A 24,875-nucleotide genomic window follows, 5' to 3' on the forward strand; every position below is an offset into this window, starting at 1 on the left:
ATCAGAAATGATATCAGAGAAATAGAAAGTAATATTACTGAGGATAGACATTCATAATATATTGCATGATAATCATATTTTTATCCATTTATTAGATTTCAATACTTGGTTACATTTGTAATAAGAGTTTAATTTATATTCACTGATTATTATGATAAAACAATACCTAGGGATTTTTCTGTTCCTATTTTCGCTACATTTTTCTGCTACAGCCCAGGAACATCAGAAATTGGATGGGGTATGGCGTTTCCGGTTGGATGAAAAGAATGTAGGGCTGGCACAAGGTTGGCAAAAACAAGATTTAGATAAACGTATTACTATTCCGGGGACAACCGATCAGGCCAGGTATGGTGAAAAAACTACGGGTTCAGATTTTGGGATCTTGACCCGAGCTTATAAATATTACGGTCCCGCATGGTATCAAATGGACTTTGTTGTACCTGCGAATTGGAAAGATAAACGTTTGTATTTAAACTTAGTACGTGTTATGTGGGAATCTAAGGTTTTTATTGATGATAAAGAAATTGCAACGTACGATGCGTTAAGTTCTGCACATCTTCATGACCTTGGATATATATCACCAGGAAAGCACCGATTGACAGTACGTGTCAATAACGATATGATCCATAATATAGGGGATAAAGGTCACGTTTATACAGAATACACACAGAGTATCTGGAATGGAATGGTTGGTAAGGTAGAATTAATTGCTAAAAATGCGACAAGATTTCAAAATCCACAAATATTTACGAAGATCTCTCCAAAAAAACTACAGATAAAAGATACACTTGTAAATGAAGGCGGAAAGAGTAGAAATATTTCGCTATCCATTATATTATCAGATCGTAAAACGAAGGATAAAGTCTTTGAGACAAAAAAGAATATTGATCTGCGGGGCGTAAGACAAGTATTGGATATAGAAGAGCAGATGCCGGATTTAGTGAAATTATGGGATGATATGAACCCAAATTTGTATACGCTTTCTATTCAAGTTCTAGATAAGAAAGGCAATTTACTGGATAGGAAGGAAATGGAAATAGGGTTTCGTGAGATCACAGCGTCTAAGTCAAAAATTACGGTTAATGGCAAACCTGTTTTCTTTCGCGGGAACCTAGATTGTGTCCATTTTCCTTTGACTGGATATCCAGCAATGCACGTTGAAGAATGGGAACGTATCTTTAAAATATACAAGGATTATGGTTTAAATCATGTTCGTTTTCATTCTTGGTGTCCTCCTGAAGCCGCATTCCAGGCAGCAGATCGTCTAGGCTTATACCTACAGCCTGAAGTAATCTGGTTAGACTGGTGGATGGCCACAGATAACCCAGGCCGTGAGGAGATGAATACAAAAGGAAGACCGCAAGGGCTGGGCAGTAATCCTTCAGCAGATGCTTTCACACAGAAAGAGATTTACCGTATGTTTGCATCTTATGGTAATCATGCATCTTTTGCAACGATGTCTATCGGTAATGAGTTGGGCAATTCAAATTTCGATGTGATGGAGTCATGGTTAAAACCTTATAAGGAAAATGATAACAGAAGATTGTATGCAGTTTCATCCGCACGTAAGATCACTGATATGGACCAGTTTATCGCGACACATTATATTGATAAGCTTGGTGGCACGCGAGGTATACTCGGAGCGCACACCGATTGGGATTTTGAAAAAGTATACAGTCAGTCTAAAATACCTGTCATTGCACATGAAATTGGGCAGTGGCCCGTATATCCGAAATGGGATGAGATAAAGAAATATACCGGAGTATTAAAAGCACGCAATTTTGAAGAATTCAGACAGCAGGCGCGCAAAAACAATATTGAGGAACAGAATGAAGAATTTGTTCAGGCATCAGGAGCGTTGAATCAAATCATGTATAAACATGAAATCGAATCTTTCTTACGAACGCCGTCTGCGGCAGGTATACAGTTGTTAAGTATGCAGGATTATCAAGGTCAAGGCGAAGCACTGATAGGCTGGTTGGACGTATTTTACGATAGTAAGGGAATCACAACACCCGAGAAATTTAGAATGCATAATGATACCACTGTTACCCTCTTGCGTATACCCAAATTTGTATGGAAGGCCGAAGAACCATTTTTAGCCAAAGTGCAACTGGCACATTATGGATCAACCGATATACAGGATGGTATCTACTGGAGTATCAAAGATGAAGAGAGTCGTGTAATTGCAAAAGGTACCTTTGCAAAAAGAACATTTGCTAGAGGCACTTCAGATCTAGTTGGTGAAATTAAAACCAATTTATCTGCGGTTCAAAAAGCAGGTAAATTAACCGTCGAAGTTGGTTTGGAAAATAGAGCCAATAAAAATGAATGGCAAATATGGGTATATCCTACAGTTAAAAAAGAGGAAACGAAAAAGGTCTATGTTGCAAATAGGTTTGATGCAAAAACTGAAGAAGTCCTTAAAAATGGAGGGACGGTATTACTGGATGCTTCCGATCTTGGAAACTTAGAGACCTCCGATATCATCAGTTATTATCCATTGTACTGGTCATTAACGTTCTTCCCGGGGCAAGGGAAAAATACCATTGGTATGATCGTAAGAGATAAGCACCCTGCATTCAAAAGTTTTCCTACAGATTCACATAGTGACTGGCAGTGGCAGCATATTTATGGTGGAGCAAGAGCATTTTATATCAATGAGTTTCCTGCCTCATACAGACCATTGGCACAACCTGTAGATGATTTTCATAGAAATAATAAATTGGCATCTATATTTGAACTGAAAGTGGGGAATGGAAAGTTGTTGGTGACAGGTTTTAATATACAAGATGAAAAAAATATTGTAAGTCAGCAACTTCGTTCAAGCTTATTAGCTTACGCAGCTTCAGATGATTTTGATCCTAGTTACGGTCGTGATGCTTCTTTGTTACGTAAAACGTTTACTTATATCGAGCCCTTAAAGACAGCTGTACCCGTTGAATTTTCAAAGGCAGTCTTATATGTAGAAGCAGGTAAATTGTCTAAGAAAATCAATCAAAATATTGACTGGACTAAAGATCTAGATCAGAGTGAGAGTAAAAAGGGGACAACCTATACTGTTAAAGCAGATGGTGTTTGGAAGGACGAAACAAGTGCCGCTTGGCAGGGAAAGGAAATAGAGGTAGACCTAAAAGTACCACAAGGCATGATCGGTTCTCTTTATCTGTTTTTCCATGACTGGAATAGTAATGGACGTGAGGCAGATATCAATTTTGAAGGACGAGACTATGTGCTCACACGCCATGATAAAGAGGGTAAATGGGTTAAACTTCATGTAATGCGAGAAGATTCTAACGATGGAAACTTAAAGCTTAAGATAAAAGGGACCAAAGGACCTAATATTATGCTATCTAAGTTATCACTAGTTGAAGATGTCGAATAATATATATCGATATGTTATAAAAGGCCTTCCCATTCGGAAGGCCTTTTTACGTATCATCCATTTGTGATCGATAGAAATAGCTTTCTCGACTAAAAATCATCATTCCTTTAACTTTTGATGGCTAGATTTAAGTATGGGTAGTATCTCATTATTTATTGGGTAAATAAAGATATATTTAGTTTTGCTAAACAATTTTCATTTTTAAATATGTAATTGACTGTTTTTTAATATAAAATTCACATTAAAGTTTACTTATATTAAAATTTTGTTTATAAATTTGAAGTTAATCCATGTTGTTTTTTGTAGCTCATTTACATCTGTAGATGGAACGAACTACAATTAATGGCAGTTAACGTAATTAATGAACCAAATATTTATGATGAAAATGAAAAAAATAATCGCAATTAATTTATTGTTGATTTTGATTACTGTTTGTACAGCACTAGCAGGTGGACCTAAAAGCAAACGAATTGTGATGATCGCATTAGACGGAATCTCTGTCGAAGGATTCAAGCAGGCACATACACCAAATCTAGATGCTTTAATGGCAGAAGGAGCATTATCAATGACTACAAGGGTGGTCATGCCATCTGTCACCCTTCCCAATTGGACCAGTCATCTTACCGGAAGTGGACCAGAACAGCATGGAGTAGTAGATAATGGCTGGCAGATCGATAAATTCAAATTACCAGCAGTGGTAAAAGATGTTCAGGGTTATTACCCTTCTGTATTTACCGTTGTCAAAGAACAAATGCCGCATGTTAAGACCGCCTTTTACTATAACTGGATAAATCTTTTCTTCCCGCATAATCAGAAAAATTTTGATGAGGTTAGCTACTTAAAAGACGATGCCTATATTGAAAATTATAATAAAGCGTTTGATTTTATTGTGAAAAATAAGAAAGATCCAACTCTTGTATTTCTTTACTCAGTACATACCGATCACGCCGGGCATAGCCATAAATGGATGTCTCCAGAATACATCAAATCGATTGAAGAAGCTGACGTGCAAATAGGCATATTTTTAGAGAAAATGAAAAAAGAAGGTTTATATGAGAGTACCAATTTTATGTTCTTATCAGATCATGGTGGTATTGAATATGGACATGGTGGTGTATCTGTCGATGAAATGATTGTACCATGGGGAGTCACAGGGCCGAAAATCAAAAAAGGATTAAAAATTGAAGAGCCTAACAATACCGTAAATACGGCAACTATGATCTTGCATTTGTTTGGACTTAAAAAGCCTTTAGCGTGGACAGGGGAAGTGTTAGATTCGGTATTTAAATAAAGAAATAGTCTTAGTGATGAAAGCCAGTCAAAGGAAATCCATTTTCTTTAACTGGCTTTTTTTGATTTGTATGTTAAATGGGCATATTTTAATGTCAACATAGCACTAATAGATGATAAAATAGTGTCTTTTACTTTTAGTGGAAAGCACTATTTTAGAAGTAATTGGAGAAACACTATATGAATAAAATATTATGCCAGGCGATTATATTTTTTATGGTATGCGTGGTAGCGGTTGGTCAGGAGGCAGTTGCCCAGATAATTCAAGCAAATGAGCATGGGATACAGCCCAATACATTTGTAGATGCATCTTCGGCGATGCAACAGGTGCTAAAGCAGTGTAAAGAGACAAAAGCGAAGAAACTTGTATTGCAACCGGGGCGGTATGATTTTTGGCCTGAGAAAGCTGCACAACGAAAATTATACATTACCAATAGTTCTTCAGAGATTGAATGGCCGGATAAGACCAAACATATCGGAGTGCTTATTGAAGGTATGAATGATTTTGTGATTGAAGGAAATGGTGCAGAATTTGTATTCCACGGTAAAATGACTACATTTTCCATTATCCGAAGTCAGGATATTCGTTTGCAGGATTTGACAATTACCTTCGAACGTCCATCGATGTCCGAAATGACTATACAAGAAGTAGGATCTGGATATTTGGTAGCTAAGGTAAATCCCACCTCTACTTATACCTTAAAGAATGATAAATTATATTGGTATGGGGAGGGTTGGGCACCCGGAGACCATTTGCATACGATGATGGTTGATACGGCACATGGCATAAGTCTTTATAGTAAGTATGAGCCATTGGCAAAGGCCAACGTTAAAGAAATAGCGCCCAATATCTTACATTTTGAGGGGCAACTAAAGGCTGATTATAAAGTTGGTAGTATTTTAAGTATGCGCAATACCGTACGCGATGAAGTCGGAGGATTTATATATCGTTCTAAAAACATTAAGCTTTTTAATCTGACTATGAATTATATGCATGGAATCGGTATTACTTCCCAATTCTCCGAAAACTTGGACTATGAGCAGGTCAAAGTCGTTCCTGCCAAAGGAAGATCTATTGCCGCATTTGCGGATGGAATGCAGTTCTCCGGATGTAAAGGTAAGATTAAAGTATCTAATTGTCATTTTAAAGGTCTACATGACGATCCTATAAATATTCATGGCACGTATTTACAGATTGTAGAAATTGTGTCTCCGCAAGAATTAATAGTTGAATTCAAACATCATCAATCCTATGGTTTTGATGCATTTATTTTAAATGATACCATCGGTATTGTAAGCAAGGAGGCGATACAGCCATTAGGACAGCTCATAGTGACAGGTGTGGAAGCGTTATCTTTGACCAAAATTCGTCTAAAACTGAACAAAACATTACCCCTGAATACAAAAATAGGAGATGCTGTTGAAAATTTGACCTGGACTCCAGAAGTTGAGATCCGTGATAGTCGTTTCGAAAGAACAAATGCTCGAGGCATATTGGTGACAACGCCGCGTAGAGTACAAATTGAAGGTAATACATTTTACCGAACAGGTATGCACGGTATTTTGATTGCGGGAGATGTGAACAGCTGGTTTGAGTCGGGGGCAGTAAGAGATGTTACCATTAAAAATAATTCATTTGTAGAATGTGGCTATAACCTACCAGGAAATAATTATGCAATAGCTATTCTTCCAGAAAATAGAGCGCAGATCAAAGGACATTTTGTACATCATAATATTAAAATTGTCAATAATGATTTTACATTGTACTCGCCACATCTCTTAATCGCCAGAAGTGTCACTGGATTGACTTTTGAGAGCAACCATATAACGAAGAGTACGTTCGATTTTCCATTTACAAAAGATTTAGATATGCGGGCTCCAGCTGTCGTATTGGATAACTGCCAAGAAGTGCTAATCAAAAAAAATACAGCAACAGATGAGGAACTGTCACTCGGTATCCATAATATGCGTAAAAGTGATGTGAAAACAGACCTTAAAATTTATTAATTAGCCATGGAGCTCAGATTGTTTTAAACATTTGAAAGCAGTTCAAGCAGCAGGATAAGAATCGGCACATTCTGATTGGTTATCATAAAGATATTTTAGTTGTATAGGCAATAATTTTGTTGAAAAATACCTGACTTTTCTCCGAATTGGCTTCGATTTTACTTTGGAACTGCATTGAGATTAGCTCGTAATTCCTTCGACTGGTCTTCGGCTGTTGTTCGGCAAGTTGTCGAAGCCGACCCGAAGCCGACCTGAAGCCGACCCGAAGCGGAGTCGAACAGCACTCGAACGAGTCTCGAACAAGTCTCGAACAGCACTCGAAGAACAGTCGAACAGTACCCGAAGAATCTTGAAAATATAACTAGAAAATTCAAATAAGTACTTTTAAGGCTTTGAAATTATCAAAATGAGTACATGGCTATTTTTGTAATAACAATCTGTTGGGAAGCCGGAAAAGGGGCTTAAACAACAGGTAAATACTAATTGATGATTATTGAAGTAAAGTTTAAAATTATGAAGTTTCAAATTTATAAATGACGACAATTAAAAGCAAATGAGAGGATTGTCAATCTTGTGAAATATTGTTGATGCAACTATTGTATTTTGTAAACACCATTTCAAGGTTTATATGTTTTGCTGTAATGCTATCAGGTATTATTATAGCAATAGCTGTAAAGCATGGTTTGAGTTTGCCAAATCCAAATATAGTATTTATCCGTGATTTTATTAATCGTAGCTCTTGTCGTTACAGGCATAATACAGTCTGGGTTTATCAATTCCATACACACCTAAACAAAATGCATGGTTGAATAGTGTGTAAATACGATAGGATTATTAATAAAAAAGAGAGCGGGCTGAAATATGTTCGGCCCGCTCTCTTTTTTTATAAATGTTATCTTACTTAAGACTATCGACCTGTGTCGCATCTAATGCTTCAGCAATCCTTTTATAAGTGCCTGCTAGCGATCCGCCACCCGAGCAGTAATAATTTAGGATTCCTTCATCTTCAGATTTTTCTGGTGCTATCGTTAAAGAAGTACCATCGAAAGTAAATAATACATTTTTTCCTTGAAGTGAAGCCTGATAAACTCCCTCTTTAATTTTGGTTGCATTTTTATCAAGTGTACAAGTCGGTTTTTTCTTGTCAGCTCGAGATCTTACCTGTATCGTGATACTGCTGTCTTGCTCGCTTTTAATCGTGACACCAACCCAGTCAAATCCTTCTGCTCTTTTTTCATATTCAGCAGTAACGTAATTGCCGTCTATTGTCAATGACGGGGCAGTTTCAGTCGTTGCTGCATGGGCTTGGGTTTTGGATGTTGGTTGGTTACAGCTGTTAAGTGTCAAAAGGAAAAATCCGGACACAATCATGCTTTTTAAAATATACATTTTGAAATAATTTTTATAGTTGCTAAAGTAGAGCAAAATGCCGACCAAAATGATGTCCAAATAAAAAAAAGGACAAATGCTGATTTTATTATTTCCTATAGCTTTTATTTATGAAGATCGGACAATATAACATCACATTGGGTTAATATTGTTTCATGGAGTTATTTTCTATCTGTCTAACTTTACACTAATAATCAATAATTACCTGTGGAAAATAAATCACATTTAATGCGATCCGCCTTAATCTTGTGCATTTTATTATAATCAAATAGTAATCATAAACAGCAAAAAAAGCAATAAGCTATGAATAATAAAAATAAAATATTGATGATGGTGCTACTGAGTATTGGTTTTTCCACCTTTGGACAGTCAAAGGTGCAAGTGCCGTCATCATCTACACAGCCTAGCAAATACCAACTGGAGCAAATTAAACGTAAATATGGCATGTTCATTCATTTTGGTATCAATACTTTTCATAATGAGGAATGGACAGACGGATCAAAACCAGCTTCCTCTTACAATCCGACCACAATTGACGCGAAGCAGTGGGTAGCTACAGCCAAAAATTCGGGAATGAAATATATTATTCTAGTTGCAAAACATCATGATGGTTTTTGTCTTTGGGATAGTAAATATACGGAGTATGATGTTGCCAATTCTGGTAATAAAACCAATGTTGTAGAAGCTATAGCTAAGGAATGTGAAAAACAGGGAATACGTTTGGGACTTTATTATTCACTATGGGACCGAAAAGAAAATGGAGAGGTAAAGAATGTTAAAGCCGACTTTGCTTACAATAAATATATGCTGAATCAAATCAATGAGCTACTGGAGTTGGCGCAGAAACATACTAAAGTGGTCGAGTTATGGTTAGATGGAGGTTGGGAAAAAGAAAATTACCGTTGGCCTATTCAGCAACTTTATTCAAATGTAAAAGAGCGTGCGCCGCAATGTCAAGTAGGAGTTAATTGGACCATCGGTTCTCCAAAAAATGTTGACCAGCATCCTGTACTTCCAATTGATCAGGAGGAGTACTTCCCGATCCGTTATTTTCCGAGTGATTTCCGCTTAGGGGATCCCTATCTTCCTAAAGATCCAGATCCAAAATTATTTGTTAACCAAGGGCAGGTTTATTATATGCCGTTCGAAACAACAGTAGTTTTGGGAAAAAGATGGTTCTACCATACGGATGATAATACGCCTCGTCCTGTTGCAGAATTAGCCGATCTATATCATAAAGCAACTGCCCAGGATAATATTTTGATTCTAAACGTAGGTCCAAATCGTGAAGGTCGTGTCAAAGATACTGACGTTGATGTACTGCAAAAATTAAAAGTAAATCTAGGGTTGTAATAACATATTTTATCTAACCAAAGGAATTGACATCATCAAAGAAGGGACATAGCGACTACTATGGGTCTTCTTTGATGATGTTTTTTTATAGCATCGTATATTACCTAAGGCAGACTTTCCATTTTGAAATTAGAAAATTTACCTATTCCGGAAAACATAAGATTGGCACCTAAGATATTGCCGATTGAGTTTTCATAATGGGTTTGAAATACTTTTTGACCTTCAATATATAGCGTAACCACTTTGTTGATAATGGTGAGCTTAATATGTCCTCCATTAGAAAGATTATGTCCTAAGGCCCGTAAATCTTCAGATTTGCCACTTTTATATTTCTCCGAAAACTTGTATGAGCTCCATGCCGTACATTCGGGTTTCATAAGTGATAATTCGTGCCGGTCTTTTTCTCCATATATCGTAATATCCACCTGAGAACACCTTACTCCGGGTCTTTCTTTAGAAGTTGTAATGAAAGCCTCCAGCATCATATTATCGCCAGATATTGCTGTTGGTTGCATGTTTGCATAATGTGTGAAAAAAGTACGTACGGTATCAACTCCAGCGGTTAATATTTGGTGAATACTAAGGTTAGGGGGAATCTGGCGATTAATACTTTTGGGTAATAAAATTGGATAAACACGGGTGGTGTCATATTGGATCTGAGCTGTAGCCTCCCAACCATCAGTAGCTAAAAAAACTCTTGCTGTATCGATTATTCTATTTTTATAATATAGTATAGGAAAATAAACTCCAGGTAATTCGTAGTAATGTGTTAAAGTGCTGTCTGAAAACCTAGACCGGTCCCGTTTTCCATCTTTAAACTCAATTTCGTAGTCTGATAAACGGATATGTTCATCGTCTTTTGGTATAAGTTTAAATATTGCCGAGTGTGGGGTATGGCCCTCCGGATTCAGACATTTCAAATAAACAGCTGTTTTTTTTTCACTTCTTGGCCACCATGTCCAAACAGCAGTAAGCAGTACGAGAGCAATTAAACACGCAAAAATAAAGAAACGATTAACACCTGTTTTTTTTGATGGACTTATTTCATTTGTTTTCGTTTCAGGAGCTATTCTATTATCGGCAACTTCCAAAGGTTCGAAAGTTTCTTTAGCATTTTGGACTTTCTCAAACTCCTGCCAATCCCGGAATCCGACAAATACAGCAAGAGCGTCTCTTGTCGCTTTTTGTGGATAATAACGTTCAGTCGTTTTGAGTTTTCCAAAGATTCTTTTTAACGTGTTTTCACTGATCACTACTTTCGTTTCCCGCCTCAGCTGTGCACTCAATTGAACATAATCACTATTCTTCCATAGTTCACTTTTCGTCTTTCCAAATTTGGAAGCAACCTCTTGACAACAAAGCTCCAACAATCTGAAGTCATTACCAATTTTGTCTTGTCCAAAGTTGTTTTTACTCATGATTAATTTACTGGTAATAAGGGTATTAAGTTGTTGTTAATAATGGTTTTTGTTTGTACAAAAATGGCTTCCTTAATCAGGATAATCTTAATTAATTTTGCTCGTAGGATGATCGTTCCATGCGTTATATCCTGATTAGTACAAACCAAATATAAGAATTAAAAACTTTTATTATAAGCCACTTTAATACATGAATCACTCAATGACTGAATTAACGAAAAATCGAATCGTTTCTTGGAAGAATAAGGTAACTTTTGCTTTAATCTTTTCAGGTGCACTGGTTTATCAAAATGCACATGCGCAACAAAAACAAAGCTATAAATCTGTAAGTGGTATTTATCCACATTTGGCGATGTATAACGAAGAAGGGGAGGCTGGTACTGGAGCTGTTATGTCATGGGCTGGTAAGCTTTGGGCGATTACTTATGGGCCTCATTTACCGCACGGATCTTCAGATAAATTGTATGAAATTGATGCCAACCTCAATCAGAATGTTCGTAAAGAAAGCATTGGCGGTACTCCTGCCAATCGCATGATCCATAAAGAAAGCAAGCAACTTTTTATGGGCCCCTATGCCATCAGCGGAACAGGTGAAGTACGGGTTATCCCAAATAAAGAAATGCCCGGCCGGCTTACAGGAAATGCACGTCACTTGACAGATCCTGCCAATAAGATCTTCTACGGTACAATGGAGGAAGGATTTTACGAGGTTGATGTACATACTTTGGGCGTTAAGTGGCTTTATTCCGATACAAATCTAAAACCCTCTGACAGACGCAATGTCCCAACGGCAAACTTACCCGGTTATCACGGAAAAGGATTGTTTTCTGGGCAAGGCGTATTGGTCTATAGTAATAATGGCGAATATGGAGATAAGGCGCTTACGCAATTTGATACACCTTCTGGAAGTTTATCTGAATGGGATGGGACGAATTGGAAAATAATCCGCCGAAATCAATTCGTTGAAGTGACAGGTCCTGGAGGTGTGGAAGGTAATGCAAATCCACAGACAGATCCTGTGTGGGCAACAGGTTGGGATCATAAGTCCATATTACTGGGTGTACGTGGAGAAGGGAAATGGATCTTCTTTAGATTACCAAAAGCAAGCCGTAGTTACGATGGTGCTCATGGTTGGAATACCGAGTGGCCTCGTATTCGTAATGTGGGTAAAGAAGGACAGAACGACTATATCATGACCATGCACGGTATGTTCTGGTCATTCCCGGGGACATTTACTAATAACACGACAGCAGGAATACGTCCCAAGTCAGCTTATCTAAAAGTAATTGGTGATTTCACAAGATGGAATGATAAACTTGTCTTTGGTACCGACGATTCTGCGCAAAAGGAATTTTTAAATAAAAGAAAAGCAAAAGGAAACTTGGAAGGACCCGGGCAGTCACATTCCAATCTTTGGTTTACCGATCGCAGTACGATTGATCATTTAGGACCAAAAGCCTCAGAAGGTTCAGTATGGCAACAGGACGATGTAAAAGCTGGCGTGTATTCCGATCCGATGTTGTTCGCAGGCTGGAACAATCGTTCATCATGGATGCACAACCACAGTGAGAAAGCCATTGTATTGACGGCAGAGGTCGATCTGAAAGGGGATGGTAAATGGTCTAAAATAGGAGAGTACCCTTTAAAGGCAGGTGAAACGCTTCATAAATCTTTCTCCTCAAAAGAGCAGGGCGAGTGGATTCGTCTCAAATCGGACCAAGATGCTCAGTTAAGTGTGCATTTTACCTATCACGATGCAGATAAGCGTGAAACAAAAGCGGATAAAATATTTACAGGTATATCTACAGATGGAGAGTTTTCCGGTGGTCTTTTGTACAGTTTGGGGCAAAATCGCAGAAGTTTAGGCTTATTAGCATACGATTATAATCATAAGGGACAGAAGGAGAAAGTCGGCTATTATGAAATGGATGATAAATTCAATTTAGTTCCAAAATCGGATTCAAAAACAGAACAGTTAATAGAGACAAAGTACAGCATTCCACAGCAGGTCGTTCAAATTGAATCTTCATCGGCTTTGATTGTCGATGACAAGGGGCGTCGTTGGAGATTGCCTTTAGGAGACGACTCTTATACGTCATTGACCAATGAAGCAGCTTTGCGTATCTGTAGAGAAGTTGCAACCGAGCGCGATTTGTTTAATCTGCACGGTACATTTTATGAACTTCCTGCTGAAAATGCAGATGGATATGCAAAAATACGTCCTGTATCATCACACAATCTGAAAATAAATGATTACGCTTCTTATCGCGGTATGCTTATCATGACGGGGTTAGATCTGGAAAAAGCAAAATCCAATTCAGAGCACATCTTTGTTTCAACTGATAAAAAAGCTGCGGTATGGGCAGGTGCCATTGATGATCTTTGGAAGTTGGGTAAACCAACTGGGCATGGCGGTCCTTGGTACGAAACTGCCGTTCAAAAAGGAACTTCTTCAGATCCTTACCTGATTGGTTTTTACGATAAGAAATCATTAATATTATCCCATAATGAAAAGGGAACCGTAAACATAACGTTGGAGGTTGATCCTGGCGGAGATGGTAATTGGATGGCTTATAAAACACTATCGGTGAAAAATGGACAGACACTCAAATTTGATTTTCCGAAGGACTTCCAGGCAAGATGGATCCGTTTTGTAAGTGATCAGAATTGCGAAGCGACAGCTTGGTTAGATTATAAATAATATGCATAATTCTATTTTCAGTTATAGGACGATTATCATCCTGTAACTGAAAATATGGATTAAAACAAAATTTATTAACATCCGGAACATATTAAATTATTTAATGGCTTAAGTTCACACAAATCTATTTATATAAGACTATTACTATTTGCAAGGGCTTACGTATTTTATGGTCTTTTTATAACATAAAAGGTTTTATGACCTAAAAAAGAAAATAATACACCGACAACAGATTTTGCTGACGGACAAGATTATTTTGTGTTCAATAAAAACTTTATTTTAGTGACTTCTTAGAAATGATATATTCTTGGATATTAATTATTCTTCCGGATTGTCCGAAACTTTTTCATATTCTAATGTTCCGGTTTTGTCACTGCTGATAATTCTTTTTTTAGCATCGAATTGATCTACTTTGAAAGTTATAGAAATGATGCTGATTTTAATTGTAAGTGATTTATTGTCATCAGAAAGTTTCCATTTTCCTTTACGGGAATTTTCTCCGCTAACTCCTTTAAATGTTCCCCCTTCCATAAATATTTGGTAGGTTTCTTTTGGATTTGTCACGACTCCATTTTTAGTCTCTTTGACGAGTTTCCATTTTCCGATGAGCTCTTTTGAGGTTTGACTGTAGCTAAATAAGCCAGTCAAACATAGGATAAGTGTAAATAAAGTTTTCATAGACTGCATAATATTGTATAGGCAATTTAAGATTTTTACTTTAATTTTCTTATAAGAATCTTAATATTTTGGGATTAGCGATCGTTTAGTTTTTTTTGGTAACAGGAAGATTCACAGTGTTTTTTCGTTGTGAAATGAAAAATTGAAACTGCAGTTTATTTTACCTTAAGTGCAGCTCATGGAAAAGAAACATTTCAAAGTTAATGTTAGAGTCTTTTAAACATCAGCTTATGTCAGCTCTGTGTTTGCTTTTGAGCTTAAAACCATTTATTTGTCCAAGATTAGGTAACTTGCAAGGAAATTTTAAGAAAGAAAATAGTGACGCATCAGGAACGGACAAGTAAAATTAGAAAAGAGATAATAGAATCTTACAAAGCATTAAAATGTAAATACCCTTTGCTAAAATATCAAAATGCAATCGGACTCAGTATTTTTTTGCTCTGTGTGGGATTGAGTCTACTCATGGGATATCTGTGGTATATTGATGTTGTTCCAGCATGGATTTTAATCGTTGTAAATGCATTTTTATTTGGAGTCTTGCATGAATTGGAACATGATTTAATTCATTATATGTATTTTAAAGGTAATAAAGCCATTCATAATCTGATGTTATTTTCTGTATGGATTTTACGACCCCTTACTTTAAATCCTTGGTTTAGGCGTACTTTGCATCTACATCACCATCGTTTTTCGGGAACCTTACATGATGTCGAAGAAAGAGGTGTTACTAATGGTGAAAAATGGACATTGAAACGCCTATTATTTACCCCCGATTTGGTTTTAGGGAATTTACTTCGCGTAAGAGGATTGTTTTCCGATATCAAACGTGAAGTAGACAATGGAAATTTGAAATTTGAAACTGCTCATAAACTTAAGCTTTGCGGTGTCTTTGGATTAATTCCACTGACAATCGTTTCACATATCCTCTTATATTTTTTTGGTGCAGATTTATTACTTGACTTTTTAAATCGAAAATTTGATATTGGCTTTGTTTTCCCAATAGTGATTAAATCAATATTAAGTTGGTGCAATCCTATCATCTATATTATTCTATTACCAAATTTATTACGTCAGTTCTGCCTCCATTTTATCACTTCAAATTTACATTATTTTGGAGATGTAGAGAAAGGAAACGTAATCGAACAGACGCAGATACTAACCGTCTGGTGGACTTATCCATTTCAGATATTCTGTTTCTTTTTCGGATGGACACATGGTATTCATCATTTTGTCGTTAATGAATCTTTCTATGTAAGGCATATCGCCCGTAAAAAAGCACATGAAATTATGAAAGCACATGGTGTCCGTTTTAATGATATGGGAACATTTAGAAGAGCAAACCGTTTTAATGAAATAAGTTAGCTTTTATAAGTCTATGAGTTGCGAATGAAATTGATTGATGGCGCTTGAATGTAGGTCATATTACTATCTACCTGTGCCATTATCTTCCTTGAAGTAAACCACTCGTTGTCGCTTTCTCTTTCGCTTCTTTTAACTTTTCTTTTTCATTTTTATAGTTGACTTTTAACTTCTCGAGACGTATTTTCTTTTCGCTTTTACTTAATGAATGGTCATCCTCAATGGATTTTTTGTCGGCATCATAACGGTCTTCCAGCTTTTTTAATGCCTGATCTGCCTGATCTGTCACATTATCCTTAATGGAGGCTCGTTCATCACCATATTTTTCCAACCAGTTTTTTTGTTGTTCCGCAGTTAATACGTTAAAAATTTCTTTCTTATGTTGCAATGCAAGCTCACGTTTCTTTTGTCCCTTTTGATAGCCAGATAAAGATGAATTGCGACCTATTGCTTCAAACTTAGACGCTGTACTTTTATTTATCGCATTAATTTTTTCTTCCTGTTGAGGAGTTAGTCCGAGCTCTTGATCATGTTCCAGACTATCGGTGTATATAGCCGTACTTTCCTTTTTTGCTCCATTTTGTTGCGCGCATGCACTAAAACTGAGTGTAAAAAGAGAGATACCTGTTAATAGAATAAGTTTCATCATATTAATTTGTTGAATTTAAGTACGTTGAAAATCGTGCCAAACATCCCTAATTTAATCTTCAGTTGATACATTTTGCAGTGATGGCGCATAGCATGCAAAGAAATGCTATAGGGGGGGCAAAAGTGGAATCAGTAAATTTTACAAATCAAACTCAAAATACCGTAAAATAGCAAGCTCAACTTTTGCTCATCTTTGTATTGTCCTTTCGATAGTAGATATTTAAGTAGGACGGAAAACAAAAAGGTAGATTTCAAGATTTAATCTACAAACACTATGCATATATGAAAAAATTTAAAATTATATTTTTAGGGTTGACGGCCATGACAACAGTCGCAGCTTGTAACAATCCCGGAAATAGTAAAACAGAAACAATGACAGCACAACAAGACTCAACTCACAATCACGAACATACTTATGCCTGTACTATGCACCCTGAAGTAACAGGACATAAAGGTGAAAAATGTACCAAATGCGGTATGGAATTACAGCCTATTCATAAGGAGGATGCGGCTAAGTTAGCGGTCAGTATTTTAGCTTCACCGCAGCCTATAGAAGCTGGAAAAACAACAGCACTTTCGATCTCAATAAAGGAGAATGAGAAAAATGTAGGATTAGAGGAAGTTCATGAAATGAAAATGCACCTCTTGGTAGTAAGTGAAGATTTATCCTGGTTTGATCATATTCATCCCGAAGAACAGCAGGATGGTAGTTATAGTGTGAAAGAAATATTTCCTGCCGCAGGCAACTACCTGCTGTTTACAGATTACAAACCTAAGGGATTGGCTGGAGAAGTTGAGATGAAGAAACTTGAAGTAACGGGTACTGCGGGTGCCACTTCTTTTGAATTGAAGCCAAAAGCAGTTTCAACAATAGCAGGATATACCGTTACTTTGATTAATGCTAATGATCTAAAAACAAATCAGACACAGGATCTGCAATTCTCAGTCGAAAAGAATGGCAAGAAATTAAAGGAAAGTGATTTTCAAAATTATTTGGGAGCAACGGCTCATATTGTTATGATCGGAGCAAAAGATAAAGATTTTCTTCATATTCATCCGGTATCAGACAAGCGCTTTCCGATATATGCGCAAACCAATATTAAAAAAGCGGGATTATACCGGATGTGGGCACAGTTTAAAATTGACGGACAAGTGCACACAGCAGATTTTACTGTCGACGTAGCCCAGGGAGAGAAAGGTAATGAGGAAGGAAAAAACCATGGACATCAACATTAAATGAGCATAAATAATTAATGTAAGAACGCCTAACTTATTAATTAAAGTTAGGCGTTCCTGTATTAATTTTCATTCTGTGAATAACTATCTGGATTGAATTCTACAGTACAATAATATTTCCGAAAACAAAAGAGATAATAATTTGTACGCTAGTTTATGATGACAGTTTATGCAATAATATCTTTATTTTTTTTATTTGATTTAGCTTCCAGATAGGGATTGTGATAACGTTTGTAAAACAATTTCTTGTCATCTCTATAGCTGGAGATAGCTCCCATTTTATGCAATAGTTTGATATAGTACCATGCGAGATCTACCTGATGAGGTTTGAAACCACTGCGTGCACTTTTAGGAAATAAATGGTGATTGTTATGCCATTCTCCCGCAACAATTCCGGGCCATACTTGGTTGATAGATTTGTCATTCACACTGAAATCTGATCCTTCCCGTTGCTTATCTTCTCCCTTGGCATGTCCTTCATAATTAAAAGTACGTACACCGATTCCCCAGAAAGCTGCCGCACCAAACAGGCTACATGCAAGTGCATGACCACCTATTAGAAAAAAAGTAGCATACCAAAATACCCAGTTTAATAATGATGCTACTATAGCATAAACAGGAGATACATATGAACCCCATTTTTTATATTGATGATAAGAGTTCGCCGGTACACCTGTATGTAACATCAGGGATTTAACTCTATTATAATCCTGCTCATTCAGGTTTTTTGATATCGGCTGGTGATTAACATCTGCTAGGAAACAGTATAAAAAACCCGCCTGGGCATTATAAGGGTCACCCGGCTGATCTGATTTTGCATGATGTACATGATGTGATATGACATATATCTCTTCCGGAATAACACTGATCGTAAGATTTTGGGTAATAAATCGCCAAAAATTATTTTTAAACTTATAGGATCCATGTGTACAGTAGCGGTGGTGCCAGATAGTTCCATGGGTTCCCATGATGATCATACTGTATACAAAGGCCGCTAGAACTGTCCACCATGTCAGATAATTCGTTAAAAAAATAAAGAAAAAGGGAATAAGGCAGGCAATCTTGAACCAGCTGAAAAAAGGAAGCCAATTTCTACGGTCCTTAAAGATGTTAAGTCTCCTAAAGAATTCAGTAATGATTTCTTTGTTACTAGGCTTAATAAGTTTTCCTGTAGCATCTTGCCACCCATAGGAAGGTGGTTGAAGTACATGATCTAAAAATGATATGTTATTAATAAATTTATAGTTTAGTTTGTTAGTAATTATATTTTTCATTGCAAATCATCATAGTGATCATAATCCTTAAAATATGTACAATTGAAAAATAGTAGTGTAGATCGATAAATGGAGTTCCTCATTTGTTCAATATGGGATTTGATCTGTTGAAGTAATTAATGCAAGTATATTCTTTTGGAAATTAATCACAAGTACATGATAAATACCATTCTTGTCGTGGTTGATGAAACTGATTTAAGATGGGAGAGGTACATTAAAAAAATGTAGTTAATTAGCACAAATGCTAATTACTACATCAAAATACCGAGAATTAAGATAATTCCCGAATTCTTTTATCTTGCTATGCGTACATTAAATGCGTTAACACCTTTTTGACCGTTTTCTACTTCGTAAGTAACTTTTTCGTTTTCGCGAATATCATCCATTAGACCTGTTGAATGTACAAATACATCCTGACCACCGTTTGCTGGTGTAATAAAACCGAAACCTTTAGTAACGTTAAAGAATTTTACTGTTCCTTCTTGCATTATATTATTGTTTTTATTAAAAATTATTTAATTCTGAACTCCTGTAAAAGACATAAAATATGACTTTCAGAAGTTAATCGATCTGCTAGAAAGAAAAAGGATGTGTGTAAATTGAAAGTTGATTGGAGTCAAACTCTAAGAGTACTGCGCACTTTTTATGAATAACAAAAATTAGCAATTGACAGGACTAAATAGACAATGTAGGGAAAACCTACTGCTTTATTAACCGCAATCATGCTTGATTCTATAACAAAGATAAGTATAAATTATTTTAAATCAAAATATTTTTTCTTTAATAAATTTTTTTTATTATTTATGAAATTTTAAAACTGTTAATCAACAATACATATATAGTCTTAACAGTTTTAGTACGAGAGGGAATTAGGATTTTCTGTTTTATAGCCGAATTCTATTGAATTTAGTATCAAATTGACGGGAAATATTTTGAAATGCAATCTTCCGATAAAAACTGTCCAGGTATCTACGAACTCATAGGCGAGGTATTTACAGATTATTAGCAACAGCTGTTGGATACTAAATCAGGGATATTCCTGATTCCTTCTTCGGAGTGGTTAGGCCAGAAGGAGGAAAACTTTATACCTTGAAATTTTTCATAATGCAGAGGTATAAGATGCTACTTTGGTAGGTACGAGTAATCCTTTTTAATATGGGGTGGCTCGTGATATTAAAAAAGGATGTAAGTTTTAACAAGTACCAGTAATGCGACAGGCCTCATATTGGTGTAAATAAGTAAAAAGAATATGATATAGTTTAGATGAAAGCCCTCTTTATGAACTGAAAGGCATTTTTTTAGAAGTTTATTGCTAAAAGCATTTCAATTCCTAAACAATGTTAATAATACATGCAAATCGGATAATTTAAGATGTATTACGGAGCTATTAATTCAATAATTTTAGGGCAACAAACCAAATGCAAAGTAAAGCATTGTATTATAACAATTTCAGGCTTCACTTGCTTGATAGGCTTGTTATTTATACTGAAAACTGTTGTTCCTCTTTGTTTATTATATTGTGATGAGTAGCGATCTGAAATACGATGCCAGATCCATTTATAGTTTGGAAAAACTAGTTAATTATACTTTGTGTAAATTTTGTTAAATTGGTTTCGAAAACTTTAATCGTGTTGCTAACCTGATGTAGTAATTGATCATCATAAATCTTATGGATAAGAAGAATGGAGATGTACGAAGGATTTTGTTTGTTTTAAAAAAAAATAGGATCCAATGTTTTACAGTCTGTTTTTCGAGAGAACAGCCTATTGGATATACAAAAGAAGCTTCTGAAGAATTAATGGAATGGCGTTTGGGAGCACCTGTTTTTAATGAAACGTGTATTAATGTTATTTTACGACAATTGAGAAGGTAGTCCAATTTTTAACTACCATAAGCTAAAAACTATAACTTATTATAAAATAATCAATTTAATAAATTTTTCATCTTATGAATTATGTTCTAACGTATTTTCCTCGAATATTGGTAATACTGCTAATTAGTGTCGTTTGGAAGGGGAGTACCGCTATTGCTCAGTCTGTTGTGACTAAAAAAATCTATATTGCCAAGTCGGGTAAAGACAGCAATCCAGGGACTGTAGATAAGCCTTATGCAAGTCCTTCTGCGGCGATAGAAAGTGTTGCTAAATTAAAAAAAACTGGTTATAAAGGAGCAGTTGAAATTTTGATTAGGGAAGGCAAATACAATATAAATAAACCGCTTCTAGTTGGAGCTGAATTGTCTGGTACTGCAGCCGCGCCTTTTACGATTAAAGCATTTGATGGCGAGCCTGTTACCTGGAGCGGGGCTGTGCCACTTAAGCTATCCTGGACAAAAGGTGCTAACGGCATTTGGCAAACTCAGGTACCAAAAGGAATGAATTTCCAAAGCCTATTTGCAGATGAAAAGCAGTTAATTCGTGCAAGATATCCAAATTATGATCCAGCAATACTTCCGTTCAATGGGTATGCCGCTGATGCCATTAGTTCAGAACGTGTGAAGAGCTGGAAAAATCCTGTAGGTGCCTATGTACATGCGTTGCATATCGGCCGATGGGGTGGGTTTCATTACCGTGTTGTAGGTAAGGATGCTGAAGGTAAACTGAAACTGGAAGGGGGCGAGCAGAATAATAGACCTAGCGCTATGCACGATACCTATCGTTTTGTCGAGAATGTTTTTGAGGAGTTAGATGCAGTTAATGAGTGGTATCTGGATGAAGGTGCCGGTACATTATATTATTATCCTGCCACAGGAGTAAATCCTAATAACCTGCAATTTGAGGCACCGCAGTTGGAGAATATCTTAACCATTCAGGGTAGTTTATCGCAACACGTGCATGATGTACATGTAGCAGGTATTCGTTTTGTCTACACGACGCCTACTTTTATGAAGACTGCCGAGCCTTTACTGAGAAGTGACTGGACTATTTATCGGCAGGGAGCGGTTAAAATTGAAGGTGCTGAGCGCTGTGAGATCAAGGGATCGGAATTTGTTGACTTAGGTGGTAATGCCATCTTTGTCAGTAATTACAATCGGGATGTGAAAATCTCAAATAACTTGATTGAAAGTATAGGCGCTGGCGCAATCAATTTTGTGGGAAATCCTGATGCGGTGCGATCGCCGTCTTTTCGTTATGAAAATTTTGTAACGGCAAATGAAATGGATACGGTTCCAGGTCCTAAATCGGAGGATTATCCAATGAATTGTGAGGCTAGTGACAACTTGATTCGTAAAATAGGAACGATCGAAAAACAGGTTGCTGGAGTTCAGATCGCAATGGCCTCGTCTATCAAAGTATTGCACAATACTATATATGAAGTTCCTAGGTCGGGAATAAATGTAGGAGATGGAACATGGGGTGGCCATGAAATTGCTTACAATGATGTATTTTATACTGTACTTGAAACCAGTGATCATGGTGCATTTAATTCTTGGGGAAGAGACCGGTTTTGGCACCCTGACCGCCAAGTGATGGATCGACTAGTAGCGTTACATCCTAATTGGGTAAAGTTAGATGCCGTGAAGACGACAATTTTACATGACAACAGATTTCAGTGTGATCACGGTTGGGATATTGATCTGGATGATGGTTCGACGAATTACAAGATTTATAATAATATTTGTTTGAGCGGTGGCCTCAAACTTAGAGAAGGATTTTATCGAAAAGTATATAACAATGTCATGATCAACAATGGTTTTCATCCGCATGTCTGGTTTAAAAATAGCCATGATGTATTCAGAAATAACGTGGTTATGAGGGCTCATCAGGATATCCAGGTTAAATTTTGGGGAGATACGGTTGATAATAATTATTACACAAGCAACCAGGCATTGTTAAACGATCAATCAAAAGGAATAGAAAGCAATGGAAAGGTAATCTTAGCTAAATTTAAAGATGCTACCATTGGTGACTTTAGGTTGGATGTTGCTAAACTTGATGGCTTTGAAAATTTTGACATGCTACATATGGGAGTTCGTAATCCTAGACTTAAAGCATTAGCCGAAGGGCCCCAAATTCCTAAGGTAGCAGAAACGATAGCAGATGCTAAGAAAGATATTTATATGTGGAAAGGAGCAACGCTCAAATCTATTGAAAGCTTAGGTGAGCAATCTGCAGCTGGCCTAGCGTCCATAGCTGGTGTATTGGTACTCAAGGTAGATGAAGGTAGTGCAACATATAAAAACGGATTGCGAATAGGGGATGTGATTATAGCGTGTCAAGATGAAAAGGTAGATCATCTGGCCGACCTACAACGAATTTTAAAACGCGATGAAGCTAAAGATTCTTTTTCTTTGAGTGTTCATAGGAACCAAAATAAACAAATTATTGTGATCAAATAGTTGATTATTAAAAGCTTATTGTTGCTGTTTCTGCTGAAAGTAAACCACTTGCGAGTGATAATTTTTTATAATATAGATTAGATCTTCATACGGATGACCATGAAAAGCCCCCTGATAGTGATTTCGGGGGGCTTAATTTACATACAATAGGTTATTTACGGCAAATGATATGTGGTTATTTCGGTATTCTCGTTCATTGAATCTTTCCTATTTACAATTCACGTAGAGTAATGGTGAAGGTGTTGCGTTGACCTGCTGTTGGCTTTATGGTTATAGGCAATTGCATTTTTTTGTTATAATGTGTGTGCGTTTTAGGATTTTGAGCATCACTGAAATTCTGTAAGACAATTTTGTCGAGTTGAATTTCAAAATTAGTAATATCGGTTGTTCCTAATGTATAAAAACTTGCTACTTTGACGGAATCACCTGAACTGATATTGTAGTTATTCCATTTTGAGTTATCCAAAGTGCTTACGGTTGGATTCTTAAGAGATTCGATTTGATCAGTAGCGAGATTAAAAGTACCCCCTTTTAAAACTGTTTTGTCAACAGGTGATAATGATATATCTATAATTTTACTTTTCATTTTTCGCGCATCAAATATAAAGGTCAAAGCAGCGGTTTTTCTTTGAAAAGTGAAATTTACATAGTTATTTTGTAAAGAGGTCGTCACTTTTCCACTGGCTGCCATAAACTCTGATGTGACATCATCCATTGGCATCGTGGTTTGATCATATGTGAGAGAGGGTAATGATTTTTCTTGATTATATGAGCCAGCATACCAATTATACGTGACATTGCGATTGCTTGTGACCCAGTTATTTGTTGTTCCTGATACTGTCCATGTCGCAGCCCAAGAATCCCACTGTTGACGATTATCAAATAACATGAACCTATAGTACGTTTTAGGAGAGATGATGATATTGGATGCACTTAGTGATGCGCTATTTTTACTCTTGAGTTGATTTACCGTTTGATTGATTTGGGTATTAGGTATTGTTTCTACTTCATTGGTTAGGCTGATATCAGCAGCGATATTATCAAAATAAACTGTTTTAATCAGAGATGATCGTGTATTTATTTGATTAGTAGCTTTTTTCGAATTGCTTAATTTGATTATTTGATTGCTGTAATCTTTTATCGCTATTACATTTGGAATAATTGTAATGGTTTTTTCCAAAGAGTCGCTTTTTTTAGAACAAGATACGGTTAAAAGGCTTGCGTATGCTAATATAAAAGAAGTGCTATATACATTGCGAAATATCATGTTAATTTTGTTTCTAATATTCATAATCATTATTTATAAGTTCCAGTCAAAACTATCTTGAATACCTGTATCTTGCCAATCTGCAATTGCAGGTCTTTCATTGAGTGTTGGACCTCCTGGTTTGAGGGTTGCTGAACCTGCTGCGATACTTTCCTCAAGTTCGATTATGTCGACTTTGAGTTTGGGAGTTAAATATTTTTTTTTTTCTTTCATTTTTAATAACAGATATTGTCGAATATTTTTGCGTAATACTTAGTGATGAAGTATAGTTAGTTTACTGCTGTAATCTAATTGTAATAAACCGGAGGTTTGATTTAATAAATTAAAAATATAAAACTAAATAAATAAATGTTTATCTAAGTTTATTGGGGGGGGACAATTAGGGGACAAAATTAAATTGTTAAGATAACTTTTATAGATTTTTGTAGTTAAGTTTTTGTAGATCAATTAGATGGTAGGGGTGTGTTGGATGCGTCCATATTCTGGATCTAAAAAGAACTAGGTATAATATTAAAAAAAAATGAAAATTGAT

The 24,875-nt window shown here is 36.3% G+C and carries 17 protein-coding genes; 9 read left to right on the plus strand and 8 right to left on the minus strand.

Annotation, left to right across the window (positions count from 1 at the left end):
* Positions 1–151 precede the first annotated feature (151 nt).
* From JAZ75_RS11870 to JAZ75_RS11880, 3 genes are all read left to right on the plus strand, one after another.
* Entirely contained in the window at positions 152–3,385 is a 3,234-nt protein-coding gene (locus JAZ75_RS11870; protein WP_208702063.1) for a sugar-binding domain-containing protein, read from the plus strand.
* A 376-nt stretch (positions 3,386–3,761) separates the two neighbouring features.
* On the plus strand, positions 3,762–4,676 hold the full coding sequence (locus JAZ75_RS11875) for an alkaline phosphatase family protein (RefSeq protein ID WP_208702065.1): 915 nt from the start codon (positions 3,762–3,764) through the stop codon (positions 4,674–4,676).
* Between the two features lie 179 nt (positions 4,677–4,855).
* On the plus strand, positions 4,856–6,682 hold the full coding sequence (locus tag JAZ75_RS11880) for a right-handed parallel beta-helix repeat-containing protein (protein WP_208702067.1): 1,827 nt from the start codon (positions 4,856–4,858) through the stop codon (positions 6,680–6,682).
* 897 nt (positions 6,683–7,579) lie between these two features.
* On the opposite strand, the gene JAZ75_RS11885 is transcribed toward JAZ75_RS11880, so the two are convergent.
* Positions 7,580–8,071 (minus strand): hypothetical protein, encoded by a 492-nt coding sequence (locus JAZ75_RS11885; protein ID WP_208702069.1) that lies wholly within the window; start codon positions 8,069–8,071, stop codon positions 7,580–7,582.
* Between the two features lie 303 nt (positions 8,072–8,374).
* On the opposite strand from JAZ75_RS11885, the gene JAZ75_RS11890 reads away from it, so the two are divergent.
* Entirely contained in the window at positions 8,375–9,424 is a 1,050-nt protein-coding gene (locus tag JAZ75_RS11890; RefSeq protein WP_208702071.1) for an alpha-L-fucosidase, read from the plus strand.
* A 104-nt stretch (positions 9,425–9,528) separates the two neighbouring features.
* On the opposite strand, the gene JAZ75_RS11895 is transcribed toward JAZ75_RS11890, so the two are convergent.
* Entirely contained in the window at positions 9,529–10,842 is a 1,314-nt protein-coding gene (locus tag JAZ75_RS11895; RefSeq protein ID WP_208702073.1) for a hypothetical protein, read from the minus strand.
* A 190-nt stretch (positions 10,843–11,032) separates the two neighbouring features.
* On the opposite strand from JAZ75_RS11895, the gene JAZ75_RS11900 reads away from it, so the two are divergent.
* The gene (locus JAZ75_RS11900) at positions 11,033–13,543 is read left to right on the plus strand and encodes a hypothetical protein (protein ID WP_208702075.1); all 2,511 of its coding nucleotides are present in this window, start codon (positions 11,033–11,035) and stop codon (positions 13,541–13,543) included.
* 318 nt (positions 13,544–13,861) lie between these two features.
* Here the strand turns inward: JAZ75_RS11900 and JAZ75_RS11905 are convergent, their stop codons facing one another.
* Positions 13,862–14,221 carry a lipocalin-like domain-containing protein gene (locus tag JAZ75_RS11905; RefSeq protein WP_208702077.1) on the minus strand — a complete coding sequence of 120 codons (360 nt, stop codon included), beginning with the start codon at positions 14,219–14,221 and terminating at the stop codon, positions 13,862–13,864.
* 318 nt (positions 14,222–14,539) lie between these two features.
* Between JAZ75_RS11905 and JAZ75_RS11910 the strand changes: the two genes are divergently transcribed.
* Positions 14,540–15,583 carry a fatty acid desaturase gene (locus JAZ75_RS11910; protein WP_208702079.1) on the plus strand — a complete coding sequence of 348 codons (1,044 nt, stop codon included), beginning with the start codon at positions 14,540–14,542 and terminating at the stop codon, positions 15,581–15,583.
* A 79-nt stretch (positions 15,584–15,662) separates the two neighbouring features.
* On the opposite strand, the gene JAZ75_RS11915 is transcribed toward JAZ75_RS11910, so the two are convergent.
* The gene (locus JAZ75_RS11915) at positions 15,663–16,229 is read right to left on the minus strand and encodes a hypothetical protein (RefSeq protein ID WP_208702081.1); all 567 of its coding nucleotides are present in this window, start codon (positions 16,227–16,229) and stop codon (positions 15,663–15,665) included.
* Positions 16,230–16,510: 281 nt separating this feature from the next.
* Between JAZ75_RS11915 and JAZ75_RS11920 the strand changes: the two genes are divergently transcribed.
* A complete protein-coding gene (locus JAZ75_RS11920; protein ID WP_232789423.1) occupies positions 16,511–17,464 on the plus strand; it encodes a heavy metal-binding domain-containing protein in 954 nt (317 codons plus the stop codon).
* A 167-nt stretch (positions 17,465–17,631) separates the two neighbouring features.
* Here JAZ75_RS11920 and JAZ75_RS11925 read toward each other — a convergent pair whose 3' ends face one another.
* Both JAZ75_RS11925 and JAZ75_RS11930 read right to left on the minus strand, forming a co-directional pair.
* On the minus strand, positions 17,632–18,738 hold the full coding sequence (locus JAZ75_RS11925) for a fatty acid desaturase (protein ID WP_232789424.1): 1,107 nt from the start codon (positions 18,736–18,738) through the stop codon (positions 17,632–17,634).
* 293 nt (positions 18,739–19,031) lie between these two features.
* Positions 19,032–19,226 carry a cold-shock protein gene (locus JAZ75_RS11930; protein WP_132841998.1) on the minus strand — a complete coding sequence of 65 codons (195 nt, stop codon included), beginning with the start codon at positions 19,224–19,226 and terminating at the stop codon, positions 19,032–19,034.
* Between the two features lie 1,181 nt (positions 19,227–20,407).
* On the opposite strand from JAZ75_RS11930, the gene JAZ75_RS11935 reads away from it, so the two are divergent.
* Both JAZ75_RS11935 and JAZ75_RS11940 read left to right on the plus strand, forming a co-directional pair.
* The gene (locus tag JAZ75_RS11935; protein WP_208702083.1) at positions 20,408–20,611 is read left to right on the plus strand and encodes a hypothetical protein; all 204 of its coding nucleotides are present in this window, start codon (positions 20,408–20,410) and stop codon (positions 20,609–20,611) included.
* 74 nt (positions 20,612–20,685) lie between these two features.
* Positions 20,686–23,076 (plus strand): PDZ domain-containing protein, encoded by a 2,391-nt coding sequence (locus JAZ75_RS11940; RefSeq protein WP_208702085.1) that lies wholly within the window; start codon positions 20,686–20,688, stop codon positions 23,074–23,076.
* Between the two features lie 211 nt (positions 23,077–23,287).
* Here the strand turns inward: JAZ75_RS11940 and JAZ75_RS11945 are convergent, their stop codons facing one another.
* Positions 23,288–24,367 carry a hypothetical protein gene (locus JAZ75_RS11945; protein WP_208702087.1) on the minus strand — a complete coding sequence of 360 codons (1,080 nt, stop codon included), beginning with the start codon at positions 24,365–24,367 and terminating at the stop codon, positions 23,288–23,290.
* A 9-nt stretch (positions 24,368–24,376) separates the two neighbouring features.
* Positions 24,377–24,556, minus strand: a complete 180-nt coding sequence (locus JAZ75_RS11950) for a hypothetical protein (protein WP_208702089.1) — start codon at positions 24,554–24,556, stop codon at positions 24,377–24,379.
* Between the last annotated feature and the right edge of the window lie 319 nt (positions 24,557–24,875).

Origin of the sequence: Sphingobacterium sp. UDSM-2020 (assembly GCF_016132525.1) — a bacterium.
In the GTDB taxonomy this organism is placed as follows: Bacteria; Bacteroidota; Bacteroidia; order Sphingobacteriales; family Sphingobacteriaceae; genus Sphingobacterium; species Sphingobacterium anhuiense.